The 13,006-nt window shown below is 73.0% G+C and carries 11 protein-coding genes; 8 read left to right on the top strand and 3 right to left on the bottom strand.

The genetic code is table 11. The features are described from left to right. The first annotated feature begins 53 nt into the window (after positions 1–53). Together BIU97_RS13595 and BIU97_RS13600 are read left to right on the top strand one after the other, a co-directional pair. A complete protein-coding gene (locus BIU97_RS13595) occupies positions 54–1,205 on the top strand; it encodes a glycosyltransferase family 4 protein (RefSeq protein ID WP_071297952.1) in 1,152 nt (383 codons plus the stop codon). After that, positions 1,202–2,056, top strand: a complete 855-nt coding sequence (locus tag BIU97_RS13600; RefSeq protein ID WP_071297953.1) for a glycosyltransferase family 2 protein — start codon at positions 1,202–1,204, stop codon at positions 2,054–2,056. Before BIU97_RS13595 ends, BIU97_RS13600 begins: the two co-directional genes overlap by 4 nt. 195 nt (positions 2,057–2,251) lie before the next feature. Here the strand turns inward: BIU97_RS13600 and BIU97_RS13605 are convergent, their stop codons facing one another. From BIU97_RS13605 to BIU97_RS13615, 3 genes are all read right to left on the bottom strand, one after another. Then, positions 2,252–4,033: a glycosyltransferase family protein gene (locus tag BIU97_RS13605; RefSeq protein WP_071297954.1), complete on the bottom strand. Its 1,782-nt coding sequence runs from the start codon at positions 4,031–4,033 to the stop codon at positions 2,252–2,254. Positions 4,034–4,041: 8 nt separating this feature from the next. Continuing rightward, a complete protein-coding gene (gene rfbA, locus BIU97_RS13610; protein WP_071297955.1) occupies positions 4,042–4,905 on the bottom strand; it encodes a glucose-1-phosphate thymidylyltransferase RfbA in 864 nt (287 codons plus the stop codon). 73 nt (positions 4,906–4,978) lie between these two features. After that, positions 4,979–5,587 (bottom strand): dTDP-4-dehydrorhamnose 3,5-epimerase family protein, encoded by a 609-nt coding sequence (locus tag BIU97_RS13615; RefSeq protein ID WP_071261629.1) that lies wholly within the window; start codon positions 5,585–5,587, stop codon positions 4,979–4,981. Between the two features lie 100 nt (positions 5,588–5,687). On the opposite strand from BIU97_RS13615, the gene BIU97_RS13620 reads away from it, so the two are divergent. The 6 genes from BIU97_RS13620 to BIU97_RS13645 all read left to right on the top strand — a co-directional run bounded on the left by BIU97_RS13620 (position 5,688) and on the right by BIU97_RS13645 (position 13,004). Then, positions 5,688–6,629 (top strand): glycosyltransferase family 2 protein, encoded by a 942-nt coding sequence (locus tag BIU97_RS13620; RefSeq protein ID WP_071261627.1) that lies wholly within the window; start codon positions 5,688–5,690, stop codon positions 6,627–6,629. Then, on the top strand, positions 6,619–8,184 hold the full coding sequence (locus tag BIU97_RS13625; RefSeq protein WP_083420961.1) for a glycosyltransferase family 39 protein: 1,566 nt from the start codon (positions 6,619–6,621) through the stop codon (positions 8,182–8,184). The genes BIU97_RS13620 and BIU97_RS13625 overlap by 11 nt, the downstream gene beginning before the upstream one ends. Further along, the gene (locus tag BIU97_RS13630; protein WP_071297957.1) at positions 8,181–9,869 is read left to right on the top strand and encodes a glycosyltransferase family 39 protein; all 1,689 of its coding nucleotides are present in this window, start codon (positions 8,181–8,183) and stop codon (positions 9,867–9,869) included. The genes BIU97_RS13625 and BIU97_RS13630 overlap by 4 nt, the downstream gene beginning before the upstream one ends. Then, positions 9,866–10,852: a dTDP-glucose 4,6-dehydratase gene (rfbB, locus tag BIU97_RS13635; RefSeq protein WP_071261620.1), complete on the top strand. Its 987-nt coding sequence runs from the start codon at positions 9,866–9,868 to the stop codon at positions 10,850–10,852. Before BIU97_RS13630 ends, rfbB begins: the two co-directional genes overlap by 4 nt. Then, positions 10,849–11,700 (top strand): dTDP-4-dehydrorhamnose reductase, encoded by an 852-nt coding sequence (gene rfbD, locus BIU97_RS13640; protein ID WP_071261617.1) that lies wholly within the window; start codon positions 10,849–10,851, stop codon positions 11,698–11,700. Before rfbB ends, rfbD begins: the two co-directional genes overlap by 4 nt. A 161-nt stretch (positions 11,701–11,861) precedes the next feature. Then, positions 11,862–13,004, top strand: a complete 1,143-nt coding sequence (locus BIU97_RS13645; RefSeq protein ID WP_071261612.1) for a glycosyltransferase family 4 protein — start codon at positions 11,862–11,864, stop codon at positions 13,002–13,004. The last annotated feature ends 2 nt before the right edge of the window (positions 13,005–13,006 follow it).

Genomic DNA, 13,006 nt, shown 5'->3' on the forward strand with positions numbered 1-13,006 from the left:
ACTCCCCCGTCGACGGCCCCGGCCGCGACCAGTCCGCACGGAAGGACCCCCGCGTGCCGCAGCTCACCGTCCTCGTCGACGGGACCGCGGTACCGGAGAACCTCGGCGGCGTCGGCCGCTACGTCGAGGGGGTCGTGTCGCACCTGACCGATCCCGCGCTCGACGTCCACCTGGTCGTCCGACCGGTGCACGCCGCGCACTTCCGGGCGATCGCCCCCGGCGTCACCGTGCACACCGCCCCGCGGTGGACCGACTCCGTGCCGCTCCGGTTCCTGTGGGAGCAGACCGGTCTGCCGGCGCTCGGCCGTCGGCTCGGGGCACGGGTGCTGCACTCGCCGCACTACACGTTCCCGTTCGGCTGGCGCGGCGGCTCCGTCGTCACCCTGCACGACGCCACCTTCTTCTCGAACCCCGAGTGGCACTCCCGCCTGAAGCGCACGTTCTTCACGTGGTGGAGCTGCCGGTCCCTGCGCACCCGCCCGGTCGTCGTCGTGCCGAGCGCCGCCACCGCGACCGAGGCCGCCCGGGTCGTCCCCGGCATCCGCGCCGACGTCCGGGTCGCCCCGCTCGGGGTCGACCGCGCCGTGTTCCACGAGCCGTCCACCGCCGAGGTCGAGGACGCGCGGATCGCCGCGACCCTGCCCGAGGGGGCGGCCTGGATCGCGTTCCTCGGCACCATCGAACCGCGGAAGAACGTCACCGCGCTGCTCGACGCCTACGCGTCCGTGCGGCGGGAGCGGGCCGACACCCCGTGGTTGGTGCTCTCCGGCGCCCGCGGCTGGGACACCGCAGCCGTCGAGCGGCTCGACGCCCTGCAGGACGCCGACCACGTCATCGAGGCCGGCTACCTGCCCCTCGAGGACCTCGCCGGCTACCTCGGCGGCGCCGAGTTCGTCGTCTACCCGTCCCTCGGCGAGGGCTTCGGCCTGCCCGTGGTCGAGGCGATGGCCTCCGGCGCGTGTGTCCTCACCACCCGCCGGTTGTCCCTGCCCGAGGTCGGCGGCGACGCGGCGGTGTACTCCGAGCCCTCCGCTCCCGCGCTGGCCGCCGCGATGACGGAGCTGCTCGACGACCCGTCGCGCGTCGCGTCGCACCGCGCGGCGGCGCTGGCCCGGGCCGCCTCGTTCACGTGGCAGGCCACCGCCGCCGTGCACGTCGCCGCCTACACCGACGTCGCCGGGGCCGGGGACGGGGTCGCGCGGTGATCCGGGTCGCGGTGCTGACGGTCACCTACAACACCGGTGAGACCATCCGACCGTTCCTCGCGAGCGTCGCCGCGGCGTCGACGGACCCGGTCGCCGTCGTCATCGCGGACAACGGCTCGGCCGACGTCGACGCACTGCGCGCGATCGGTGAGTCCTACGGCGCCGTCGTGGTGTCCTCCGGCGGCAACCGCGGCTACGGCGGGGGCATCGACGCGGCGCTGAGCGCCCTCGACGACGTCCTGCCCGACGTGCAGCCCGAGTTCCTGCTCGTCACGAACCCCGACGTCGTGCTCGCTCCCGGTTCGATCGACGAGCTCGTCGCCGCCGCCGACCGCCTGCCGTCCGGCGGCTCGTTCGGCCCCCGGATCCTCGACGACCAGGGCGAGACCTACCCGTCCGCACGGCAGCTCCCCTCGCTCCGGACCGGCCTCGGCCACGCGGCGTTCTCGCGCTTCTGGCCCGCGAACCCCTGGAGCCAGCGCTACTGGTCCACCACGAAGGTCGTCGAGCGCGAGGCCGGCTGGCTCTCCGGCGCGTGCTTCCTCATCCGCACGTCGCTGTTCCGCGAGCTCGACGGCTTCGACGAGTCGTACTTCATGTACTTCGAGGACGTCGACCTCGGGCAGCGCGTCGGACGGTCCGGCCGGGCGAACGTCTACGTGCCCTCGGCCGTCGTCACCCACACCGGTGCACACTCGACGTCGTCGAACCGGCGCCGCATGGAGATCGAGCACCACCGCAGCGCCTACCGCTTCCTGTCGCGGAAGTACCGGTCGTGGTGGCTCTGGCCGCTGCGCGTCGCCCTGCACGCGGGCCTGTCGCTCCGCGCCCGCTGGGTCACGCGGAAGTAGCGCGGGGCCGCGGGGCCGCGGGGCCGCGGGGCCGCGCCGCTGACGCGAACGCGCGCCGCACAACCAAAGTGCGTCCGAACCGCGCGGTTGCGCGGCGCGGATGCACTTTGGTTGTGCGCAGCGCGCGCACCCGCCGCGAGACGGCGGCGTCGCCGGCAGGCACCAGCGACAGCGCCGCGCCGCCGCCGCGCGGCCCTACCGCCGCAGGCGGGCGCGCTCGACGCGGGCGGCCTCGAGCAGCACCCGGGCGCGGGCGTCGAAGGAGTGCTCGGCGGCGACGTGCTCGGCGACCGCGGCCCGCTCGGCAGCGCTCGGCCAGGCGTGCGCCGGGTCGAGCAGGTCGGCGAGCTCGTCGCGCGAGCGTGCCACCGCCAGGGTCGGTACGTCGAGCACCTCGGTCAGCCCGGCCACCGGGTCGGTCACGACGACTCCCCCGGACGCCAGCACGTCGAACACGCGGTTCGACAGGAAGCCCCCCGACGCCATGTCGGGCCAGTGGTCGTTCAGCACGAGGCGGGCCGAGGCGTAGGCCCGCGCGACCTCGGCCCGCGACAACGACGGCTCGCCGAGCATCGCCGAGGGCACGAGCGGCTCCCACCCCGGACCGTGCACCCGCAGGTCCGTCCCGAGTGCCACCGCGTCGGAGACCACCGGCCGAGCGGTGCCCCGCGTCGACCCGACGAACACCACGTGCCCGGCATCCGGACCCGCCGGGTCGAGCGACCCCGGACGGAACACCGCGGGATCGGTCGCCTGCAGCAGGGTGCGCACCGGCACGCCCGCGCGGGCAGCGGCCGCCGCCGCCCACGCCGGTCCGGCCGCGAACGCCGCGTCGAAGGACCGCAGCTCGGTGTCGGCGACGTCGTCGGGGTGGCTGATCACCCAGAGCAGGTTCACCGACGCCGGGTTCGGCGGCACCCGATCGAGCCCGCGGACGACGAGGGTGACGTCGTCGGACGCGTCGTCGTCCCGCACGTGGGCGTCGCGTCGGTCGACCCGGACCCGCTGCCCGAGCCGCTCGAGTGCGCCGGCGAGCTCGGCCGCGAAGTGCACGTCGCCCCAGCCGTCGCCCTCGGGGCCGGCGGGTGCGGCGATCTTCAACGACCAGGTGAGTCGCTCTCCCGTGGCCGTCGTCCGCACGGCGGGCGACACCGGTCGGGCACCCCACGGCGGCAGCGGCGAGCCCGCGACGACGTCCGCGCCCTCCGGCCTGCGGTCGCGCCACGCGCTGACGGCGTCGACCGTCGCGGCGTCGACCGTGCGGCCGGGTTCGACGGAGCGGGTCGCGTCGCCGACGACGCGCACCGGTCCGCCGTGCACGTCGGCGACCGCGCGGGTCCAGGCAGCCAGGGTGGTGCGTTCGTCCGGGAGGCCCGGGGCCGGCACCAGCGCCGCCCCCGGCACCGAGAACACCGGTTGGTCCGCAGCGAACACGGTGTCGACGTCGGCGCGGTCGTCGGACCACGGCAGCGCCCCGGGGCGGAGGAGCCGGGCGCCCGACCGCACCGTGCCGTCCGGCAGCCGGACGCGCGCCTGGGCGACGGTGTCGGCGGCGGCGAGGGCGCGGAGCGTGGGGACGTCCACCTGCACCGAGGAGTCGACGAGCACGAGCGTGCGACCCACCCCACCGGCGACCCCGGCGTCGATCGCCGCGCCGAGGCCGTCGACCGGGGCGCGACGCACCCAGGGCACGCCGCGGCCGAACGGGGCGACCGGCGAGGCGTCGGCGACGTAGCTCACCGCGCGGACGTCGGCGGAGCGGCCGAACGCCCGGCGCGCGACGGCGACGAGCGGAGCGACCTCGGCGTGCCGGTCCGAGCGGGTCGTGACGAGCACCGTGACCTCGGCGGCCGACCGCGGCGGAGCGTCCTGCGACCGGGCCGTCCCGTCGACGTCAGCCGACGTCGGCGACGCGGGACGGGCCTCCCGGCCGGAGGGGTCGCGACGGCGACCGAACCACCCGGTTCCCGACGCCACGACGGTGGCTACGCGCCGAGGAGCCGCTGGAGGTAGACGCCGTAGCCGCCCTTGACGAGCGGCGCGGCGAGCTCGGCGAGCTGCGCGTCGTCGATCCAGCCGTTGCGCCAGGCGATCTCCTCGATGCAGCCGATCTTGAAGCCCTGCCGGTCCTCGATGACCTTGACGTACTCGGAGGCCTGCATCATCGACTCGAACGTGCCGGTGTCGAGCCAGGCGGTGCCGCGGTCGAGGACCTGGACGCCGAGCTCGCTGGCCTCGAGGTAGCGCTCGTTGACGGTCGAGATCTCGAGCTCACCACGGGCGCTCGGCTCGATCGTCTTCGCGATCTCGATGACCTTGTTGTCGTAGAAGTACAGGCCGGGGACGGCGTAGTTCGACTTCGGCTCGGTCGGCTTCTCCTCGATGGAGACCGCGGTGAAGTCGTCGTCGAACTCGACGACGCCGTACGCCTTCGGGTCGGCCACGTGGTACGCGAAGATCGTCGCGCCCTGCACGTCGGTGTTCTTCCGCAGGTTCGTGCCGAGGCCGGTGCCGTGGAAGATGTTGTCGCCGAGGACGAGTGCGACGCTGTCGTCGCCGATGAAGTCCTCACCGATGACGAAGGCCTGTGCCAGGCCGTCCGGCGAGGGCTGCACGGCGTACTGGATCTCCATGCCGAGCGTGGAGCCGTCGCCGAGCAGCGCCTTGAACTGCTCGTTGTACTCCGGGGTCGTGATGACGAGGACCTCGCGGATGCCCGCCATCATGAGCGTCGACAGCGGGTAGTAGACCATCGGCTTGTCGTAGATCGGCATGAGCTGCTTGCTGATGCCCTTGGTGATCGGCCAGAGGCGCGTGCCGGAACCGCCGGCGAGGATGATGCCCTTCATGATCGGACTGCTCCCATGGGTCGCGGGTCGGCTACTTCGGCGAGGATGATGCCCTTCATCGGTGTCCCGTTCCCTACTTCTTCGTCCGGAGCGACTCGGTGTACGCGATGCACTCCTCGTAGGTCGGCAGCAGGCCCTGGGCCGCGGCCTCCTCGAGGGTCGGCGCGGTCGTGTCCTTCTCGGAGAGCACCGGCTCGCCGATGCCGTCCGGCAGTTCCAGCCCGACGGTCGGGTCGAGGATGGTGATCCCCTTCTCGCGCTGCGGGTCGTAGTGCGCGCTGACCAGGTAGTTCACGGTCGACCGGTCCTCGAGCGCGACGATCGCGTGGCCGAGCCCCTCGGACAGGTAGACGGCCTTGCGGTCGACGTCGTCGATCCGGACCGAGTCCCACTGGCCGAACGTCGGCGACCCGACGCGGATGTCGACGATGTAGTCGATGAACGCCCCGCGGACCGCGGTGACGTACTTCGCCTGGCTCGGGGCGACGAGGGCGTAGTGGATGCCCCGCGCGACGCCGGCCGACGAGATCGACATGTTCACCTGGCGGAGGTCCAGCGGGTGGCCGACCGTGTCTTCGACGACGTCGGCCCGGTACGCCTCGAGGAACGCTCCTCGTGCGTCGCCGTGCTGGACGGGCGTGAACTCCCACGCGCCGGGGATCTTCAGTTCGCGGATCTGCACCGGGGAAGCCTAGCAAGGGTCACGGATCGCATAGGCTGTCCTGGTTCTGTGCCCTGCGCCCTGCGCAATGCGACGCCCCGAAACGAGACCGAGCGAGCCTGTGAAGCTATTCGTCCAGATCCCCTGCCTCAACGAGGAGAACACCCTCGCCAGCGTCATCGACTCCATCCCGACGGAGATCGACGGCATCGACGAGATCGAGATCCTGGTGATCAACGACGGCAGCACGGACCGCACCGTCGAGGTCGCGAAGGAGCACGGCGTCAAGCACTTCGTGCACCACACCACGAACATGGGCCTCGCCCGCTCGTTCCGCGACGGGGTCGACTACGCCCTGCTGCACGGCGCGGACATCGTCGTGAACACCGACGGTGACAACCAGTACCCGCAGGCGCAGATCGCCGAACTCGTGCAGCCGATCCTCCGCAAGGAGGCCGAGATCGTCATCGGCGACCGCCAGACGCGCACGATCGAGCACTTCTCCGGCTTCAAGAAGCTCATGCAGCGCTTCGGGTCCTGGGTGGCGAGCCGCGCGGCCGGCCTCGACCTGCCGGACGCCGCGAGCGGGTTCCGTGCGTACTCGAAGTACTCGCTCATCCGCCTCAACATCGTGACGCGCTTCAGCTACTGCATGGAGACCATCGTGCAGGCCGGCTACAAGCGCCTGGCGATCGCGTCGGTGCCGATCACGACGAACCCGAAGACGCGGGAGTCCCGCCTCTTCAGCAACATCTTCCAGCACATGTTCGAGTCCGGGTCGGCGATCGCCCGCGTCTACCTGATGTACCGGCCGATGGCGCTCTTCGCCTGGGTGAGCGTGGTGCTCGGCGCCCTGGGGCTCTGGCCGCTCATCCGGTACCTCGTGCTGCTCGCGATGAACACCGGCGGCAACCACCTGCAGTCGATCATCCTCGGGGTGGTCCTGCTCATCACGGCGTTGCTCTCGATCGTCATCGGCGTCGTGGCCGACCTCACGCGCCTGAACCGCACGCTGGCCGAGGAGCAGCTCGACCTGCAGAAACTGCAGCGGTATGGCGACTGACACGACTCCGGTCGTGTCCGGGACGGGTGTGGGGCGCCCCTCCGTCGGACGCGCCGAGCGTGTCGTCGTCATCGCCCTGACGATCGCCTTCGCCGCGGTGCTCGCGGTCTGGGCGGTCGTCACCACGACGTACAAGGCGCCGGACGAGCCGACCCACGTGGACGCGGTGCTCCACGTGGCGATCGGCACGGACTGGGCCGACCCCGGCGAGCTGCACTACCTCGCCGCCACGAACGCCTCGCTCGACGCGAACCTGCGCGAACCGGCGTCGCAGCACCAGACCTGGGGCGAGCTGCTCCGCGAGCACCCGGGGACCGCGCCGACGAGCATCGACCAGATGTCGCAGCACCCGCCGACCTACTACGCACTGGCCGCCGGCGTCCTCCACCTGGTGCACTTCGAGGACCTCCGCTGGGACCTGGCGGTGCTGGTGCTCCGCCTCTTCGACGCCCTGCTCGTCCTGCCGCTGCCGTTCCTCGCCTGGGCGACCGTCCGACGGCTGACCCGGTCGCCCCGCGCCGCCCTGGTCGCCGGTGCGGTGATCGTCGGCGTGCCGGAGATCGCGGCCATCGGCGCCTCGGTCACGAACGACGCGCTCATGCTGCCGCTCGCCGGTGCCCTGGTGTACTTCGTCGTCCGGCTGCTGACCGGCGACCTGCGCGTGCGCACCACGATCTGGATCGCGCTGTTCCTCGGCGCGATGCTCCTGGTGAAGGGCACCGCGCTGCCCGCGATCCCGTTCGTGGCGATCGCCGTGATGGCCGCCGGCTGCACCCGCGCCACCGTGTGGCGGAACGCGCTCCGGACCCTGTGGACGCTCGGCCTCGCCGCCGTCGTCGGCGCGTGGTGGTGGTTGCGCAACCTGCTCGTGTTCCACCAGGTCCAACCCGACGGCCTGGCGCCGTACGCCCGGCCGCCGAAGCCGTTCCCCGAGGGCACCGGGGCGAGCCCGGAGATCTTCCTGCGTGACTACTGGAACGGGGTGAGCCGGACGTTCTGGGGCAGCGTCGGCGGCCTCACGCAGTTCCAGCTGGCGCAGTTCGTCATCGACGGGCTGACCGTCGTGTGCCTTGCCGGCATCGTGATCTGGGCGTTCCGACGCGGCCCGCTGCTGCGTCCGGCCGTCGTGTTGGCGTCGTACCCGGTGGTCCTCATCGCCCTGCACATGCAGAGCGGGTGGGGCGGCTACCTGCGGAACACCATCGTCGCCGGGACCCAGGGGCGCTACTACTTCCCGACGCTACTCGCCCTCGTCGCGCTGAGCGCCCTGGCGTGGCGGCGGGTCACCGTCACCGCAGCCGGCCGGACCCGCCTGGCCGTGGGGATCGCCGTCGCCGCGATGGCCCTCGGCCTGTACGGCGTGGTCTACGCGCTCCGGGCCTTCGGCCAGGACGCCGCGTTCTGGATCGACGACGCCGTCGTCCGCTCCTTCGACCGCACCGGGACGCTCGCGGCCGGCGGCGCCTTCACCCTCGCGACGGTCGCCGCCCTCGCCCTCGTCGCGACGGCCGTGCTGCTCGTGCGGTTCCTGCGCCGACCGGAGGTGCAGGCATGAGCCCCCGCCGCAGCACCTGGCTCCTCCTCGGCACCGTGACGCTCGCCTGGTTCGCGTTCCTGCTGACCTTCGCCCTCGTCACGCCCGTGCTCGGCGCCCCGGACGAGCCCGCGCACGTCGACGCGGCCTTCCGGCTCGCACTCGGGCTCGGGTGGCCGCACCCGGGCGAGATGCACTACCTCGCCGCGATCCGACAGGTCGTCGAGCAGCCCGTCGCCGCGGTCGACCGGCTCTCCGTCGACGCCCTGCTCGCCGCGACACCCGGCGACTCCCCCGCGGTCGACCCGATGTCCCAGAACCCGCCGACGTACTGGCTCGTCGCCGCAGGCGTCCTGCGGGTCGTGCGCTTCGGAGCGCTCGACTGGGGCCACGCGGTGCTCGTCCTGCGCCTGTTCGACGTCGTCCTGGTGACCGCGCTGCCGGTGCTCGTCTGGGCGACCGTCCGACGGGTGACCCGTTCACCGCGGACCGCGCTCGTCGCACCGCTGCTGCTCTTCGCCGTGCCGCAGCTCGCCCAGGTGACGTCGGGGGTCACGGTCTGGGCGCCGATGGTGCTGTTCGGCGCCGTGCTCGTCTGGCTCGTCACCCGCGTGCTCACCGGCGACCGCTCCTGGTGGACCACCGCCGGGCTCGCCGTCGCCGTGACCGGGCTCGCGTCGCTCAACGCGCTCGGCCTGCTCGCGGTGCCGTTCGCCGCGGCCGTGCTCCTGCTGGCCCCCGGCCGCCCCGCCGTCCGACGTGTCCTGCACGCGGCCGTCGTGGTCGCCGCCGCCGCGGCGGTGTCCGGCTGGTGGTGGGTCCGCACGGTGCTCGTGAGCGGTACCCCGGTGCCGGACGCCCTGCGCGGCGTCACCGCGGTGCAGCCGTACGGCCCGGGCGGTGTGAACCCCGGGGCGTTCGCCGGCCGGCAGTGGGACGGGCTCACCACCACGTTCTTCGGGTCGTTCGGCGCGAACCAGTGGCCGCTGCCCGCCGCCCTGCTCGACGTGCTCGCGATCGGTGCGCTCACCGTCCTCGCGTGGTCGACGGCGCGCCGCACCCCCACCCGGCGCGTCACCGCCGTCCTGCTCGTCTGGCCCGTGCTCGTCCTCGTCGCCACGCTCGCCTACAACTGGCGGAACTACCTCAGCACCCACGTGGGCAACGGACAGCAGGGCCGGTTCCTGTTCGTCGCGATCGTCGCGCTCGTGCTCGGCCAGGTCGTCGCCTGGCACGCCCTCGTCGTGCGCCCCGAGCTGCGCCGCCGGCTCGCTCGCGGCGGTGCCGTGGCGGCCTACGCGATCGGCCTGTACGGCATCGGCGTCTGCTACCGCGGCGCGTGGGAGGCCAACCAGTTCCGGATCAGCCGCGCCGGGGCCTCGGCCTTCGCAGGCGGCTCCGTCGCCGGGCCGTACACCGCGGCGCTGGCGTGTGCGCTGTTCGTGGCCGCCGCCCTGGTCAGCACCGTCCTGCTCTGGCGCGCGACGAGCGCCGGCGCGAGCGCCGCGACGACCGCACCGACGAGCACCCCGACCGATCCGACCGGCCCGACATCGACGCCGGGCACGCCCCGCGCCGGGACCGGTGCCGACCACGTCGCGGCCCCCACCCGCCCCGACGCCGCGGCCCCCGCCCGGCCCACGACCGACTCCCCGCTAGAATCGCGGCCGACCGTCGCACCGACCACAAGGAATGAGCACCCGTGAAGATCCTCGTCACCGGAGGAGCCGGCTTCATCGGCTCGAACTTCGTCCGCCGCACGCTGGAGGACGCGTACCCCGGCCTCGAGGGCGCCGAGGTAGTCGTCTACGACGCACTGACCTACTCGGGCAACGAGGCGAACCTCGCGCCGGTCGCCGACTCCCCCCGCTACACCTTCGTGCACGGTGACATCCGCGACGCCGCGAAGCTCGACGAGGTCGTCCCCGGCGTCGACGCCATCGTGCACTTCGCCGCCGAGTCCCACGTCGACCGCTCGGTCCGCGACTCCGGCATCTTCGTCGAGACGAACGTCGTCGGCACCCAGCGCCTGCTCGACGCCGCGCTCCGGCACGGCACCGAGCGCTTCGTGCACGTCTCCACCGACGAGGTCTACGGCTCGATCAGCGAGGGCTCGTGGGACGAGGAGCGCCCGCTCGAGCCGAACTCGCCGTACTCGGCGTCGAAGGCCGGCAGCGACCTGCTCGCGCGCAGCTACCACCGCACGCACGGCCTGAACCTCTCGATCACGCGTTGCTCGAACAACTACGGGCCGTACCACTTCCCCGAGAAGGTCATCCCGCTCTTCGTCACGAACCTCATCGACGACAAGAACGTGCCGCTCTACGGCGAGGGCAACAACATCCGCGACTGGCTGCACGTCGACGACCACACCCGCGGCATCGCGATGGTCCTGACCCGCGGCCGCGCCGGCGAGGTCTACAACATCGGCGGCGGCACCGAGCTCACCAACAAGGAGCTCACGCAGCTGCTGCTCGACGCCACCGGCAAGGACTGGTCGTCCGTCGAGCGCGTCGCCGACCGCCTCGGCCACGACCTGCGCTACTCGGTCGACATCTCGAAGATCCAGGCCGAGCTCGGCTACGAGCCGCAGGTGCCGTTCGAGCAGGGCCTGGCCGACGTGGTGCAGTGGTACCGCGACAACCGCGCCTGGTGGGAGCCGCTCAAGGAACGCGCGGCGATCGCGTGACCCGGTACCTCGTCACCGGCGCCGCCGGCATGCTCGGCCGCGACCTGCAGGCCGCGCTCGCCGGCCGTGAGGTCACCGCGCTGTCCCGCGCGGAGCTCGACATCACCGACCCGACCGCGGTGGACGCCGCCGTCGCCGGGCACGACGTCGTGATCAACTCCGCCGCGTACACGAAGGTGGACGACGCCGAGACGCACGAGGACGACGCGTACGCCGTCAACGCGACCGGACCGGAGCTCCTCGCCCGGGCCGCGGTCCGGCACGGCGCGAAGCTCGTCACGGTGTCGACGGACTACGTGTTCGACGGCCACGGGTCCGCCCCGTACGCCGAGGACGCCCCGACCGACCCGATCAACGCCTACGGTCGCACGAAGGCCGCCGGCGAGGCGCTCGTCCGCGCGACCGCCCCGGACAGCTCGTACGTCGTCCGCACCGCGTGGATCTACGGCGCGCACGGCCCGAACTTCGCCGCCACCATGCTGCGGCTCGCCGGGTCGCACGACACCGTCAGCGTCGTCACCGACCAGGTCGGACAGCCGACGTGGACGGGCGACCTCGCCGCCCGCATCGTCGAGCTCGTCGACTCGGACGCGCCCGCCGGGACCTACCACGGCACCAACGCCGGCCAGGGCTCGTGGTTCGACTTCACGCAGGCGATCTACCGCGAGCTCGGACTCGACCCGGAACGCGTCCTGCCCACGGACAGCACCGCGTTCGTCCGGCCCGCTCCGCGTCCGGCCTACAGCGTGCTCGGTCACGACGGCTGGTCGCGCGCCGGGCTCGCGCCCATGCGCGACTGGCGCGACGCGCTGCACGCCGCGGTCGCCGCAGGTGCGCTGACGGCCTAGCCGCGGCGCTCTGCCAGGAGGCCCGGATCCCGTCACCGACGTCGTCGGACGTGATCCGGGCCTCCCGCCCCGCCCAGGGGGCGCCCCGCTCGCCCTGGTAGTGTCGGGCAGCCGGATGCCGGGACCACGTCCCGCCCGACCACGACGAGGAGACCCGCACCATGACCACGCTCCACGTGCTCGTCGACCAGGTCGTCGCCCCCGTACCGGGCGGCATCGGTCGGTACGCCGAAGAGCTGGCGCGACACCTGGTCGACCAGGCGCCGAGCGGCTGCGACGTCGTCGGCGTCGTGTCGGCCGTCGGCTCCGACGACATGGCCCACCTGCGCACGCTGCTGCCGGGACTCGCCGCGCTCGACCGGCTGCCGCTGCCCCGTCGTGAGCTCTCGCTCGCCTGGCAGGGCGGGTTCGTCGGCGGCATCGCCAAGGGCATGGTCCACGCGCCGAGCGTGCTCGCTCCCCTGGTGAAGCACGACCGCTTCCAGGACCCGGGTCGGCAGACCGTCGTCACGGTGCACGACACGGTGCCGTGGACCAACCCGGAGACCCTCACCACCCGCGGCGTGCATTTCCACAAGGCGATGGTGAAGCGGGCCTGGAAGTACGCCGACGCGGTCGTCGTCCCGACCCACGCGGTGGCCGGGGCCCTCAACGAGATCCACCGCTTCGACGACCGCCTGCGCGTCATCGGCGGCGCCCCGAGCGGACGGCTCCGTCTCCCGGTCGACGCCGACCTGCGTGCCGAGCGCCTCGGACTGCCCGACCGGTACGTGCTCGCGGTCGGCACGCTCGAGCCCCGCAAGGCGCTGTCGTCCCTCATCGAGGCGATGGTGCACCCCGACGCCCCGACCGACATCCCGCTCGTCGTGTCCGGCCCGGACGGCTGGGGCGACGTCGACGTCTACGGCACCGCCGAGCGTGCCGGGCTGTCCCGCGACCGGCTCAAGGTGCTCGGCCGCATCGACGACGCCGACCTGGCGGTCGTCTACGACCGTGCGACGGTGTTCGTGTTCCCGAGCCTGGCCGAGGGATTCGGCCTGCCCGTGGTCGAGGCGATGTCCTTCGGCACCCCGGTCATCCACTCGGACGACCCGGCGGTCGCCGAGGTCGCGTCCGACGCCGGCGTGACCGTCGCCCGGTCGCCGCGGGAGTCCTACCCGGAGCGCCTCGCACAGGCCGTGTACCAGGTCGTCAACGACCCGCACCTGGCCGAGCGCCTCGCCGTCGCCGGGCCGGACCGCGCACGCATGTACGACTGGAGCGACGCTGCCGCCGAGACCTGGCAGCTGCACGCCGACCTCTGACG

This window comes from Curtobacterium sp. MCBA15_009, from assembly GCF_001864895.1.
GTDB lineage: Bacteria > Actinomycetota > Actinomycetes > Actinomycetales > Microbacteriaceae > Curtobacterium.

Bases quoted from the DNA above. Each gene is read 5' to 3' on its own strand.
- rfbA (WP_071297955.1), bottom strand. From the start codon at position 4,905: ATGAAGGGCATCATCCTCGCCGGCGGTTCCGGCACGCGCCTCTGGCCG.
- BIU97_RS13625 (WP_083420961.1), top strand. From the start codon at position 6,619: ATGGCGACTGACACGACTCCGGTCGTGTCCGGGACGGGTGTGGGGCGC.
- BIU97_RS13630 (WP_071297957.1), top strand. From the start codon at position 8,181: ATGAGCCCCCGCCGCAGCACCTGGCTCCTCCTCGGCACCGTGACGCTC.
- BIU97_RS13645 (WP_071261612.1), top strand. From the start codon at position 11,862: ATGACCACGCTCCACGTGCTCGTCGACCAGGTCGTCGCCCCCGTACCG.